Origin of the sequence: Rhodococcus aetherivorans (genome assembly GCF_011058165.1) — a bacterium.
Lineage (GTDB): Bacteria > Actinomycetota > Actinomycetes > Mycobacteriales > Mycobacteriaceae > Rhodococcus > Rhodococcus aetherivorans.
Map to the genome: position 1 here is coordinate 1 of NZ_JAALEG010000195.1, position 1,428 is coordinate 1,428.

General features: G+C 69.8%; 1 protein-coding gene. It reads left to right on the forward strand.

The genetic code is table 11. The features are described 5' to 3' along the window. On the forward strand, nt 1-1,428 hold a 1,428-nt coding region (locus G6039_RS30110; RefSeq protein ID WP_277606691.1), incomplete at both ends, for an ATP-dependent metallopeptidase FtsH/Yme1/Tma family protein.

The following is a 1,428-nucleotide window of genomic DNA, read 5'->3' on the forward strand; positions in this document are numbered from 1 at the left end:
TCCTCGGGCCTGTGGTGGCAGCTGGTCGCGGTCGCCGTCCTGCTCGGCGGCCTGGTGGTCGCCCTGGCCCTGCAGACCCCGACCTCGAGCACCCTGACCTACAGCGACTTCGTGGACCGGGTCGACGCGGGCACCGTGGAACAGGTGACGATCGACGACAAGGGATCGGTCTACGGAACACTTTCCGATGGAACCGAATTCGTCACCCAGCTACCCACCGCGCTGGACCTCGCCGGGCTCGACAACAAGCTGCAGGCGAAGCAGGTCCGGGTCAGCGCGGAACAGACCGACGACAGCCCGTGGGGGGCGATTCTGTTCAGCATGCTGCCCTTCGTGGTGTTCGCGGGACTGCTGCTGTGGCTCGGCCGCCGGGCGCAGCGCGCATTCAGCGGCGGCGCCGGCGGTATCGGGGGCATCGGAACGTTCGGCCGCTCGAAGGCCCGGGTGATCGAGGCGAACCGGCCGACCACCCGCTTCGCCGACGTCGCCGGATACGACGGCGTCAAGCAGGAGATCAGCGAGGTCGTCGACTTCCTGCGGGATCCGGAGAAGTACGCGGCCGCCGGCGCGAAGGGTCCCCGCGGCGTGCTGATGATCGGCCCGCCGGGCACCGGCAAGACGCTGCTGGCCCGCGCGGTGGCGGGTGAAGCAGAGGTGCGCTTCCTGTCCGTCACGGGCTCGGAGTTCGTGGAGATGTTCGTCGGCGTCGGCGCCTCCCGCGTGCGGGACCTGTTCGAGCAGGCCCGCAAGAGCCCCCCGTCGATCATCTTCATCGACGAGATCGACGCCATCGGCAGCAAACGCGGCGTCGGGACCTACGCCGGAAACGACGAGCGGGAGCAGACGCTCAACCAGTTGCTGGCCGAGATGGACGGCTTCGATCAGAGCGTCGGCATCGTGGTGCTGGCGGCGACGAACCGCCCGGAGGCGCTCGATCCGGCACTGCTGCGGCCGGGCCGGTTCGACCGCACGGTGGTCATCCCCCTGCCCACCCAGTCGGAACGGGCCGCGATCCTCTCGGTGCACCTGCAGAGCAAACACCTCGGACCCGACGTCGATCTGAGTGTGCTCGCGCGGGCCACCCCGGGGTTCTCGGGTGCGGATCTGGCGAACCTGGTCAACGAGGCCGCCATCAACGCCGTCCGCGACGACCGCACCGTCATCTGCGCCGACGACTTGTCGTCCGCGCGCGACCGCCTGCTGCTCGGCCGCCGCGAGAGCGCCAACGCCCTGCTCCCCGAGGAACGGACCTCGGTGGCGGTGCACGAATCGGGTCACGCGCTGCTCGCGGCTCTGTGCCCGCACGCCGACCCGGTGGCGAAGGTGACGATCCTGCCCGCGGGCATGGCGCTGGGATCGACCCAGCAGCTCCCCGAGGTCGAACGCCACCTCTACAGCGAGGGGTATCTCAACGATCTGCTCACCGTG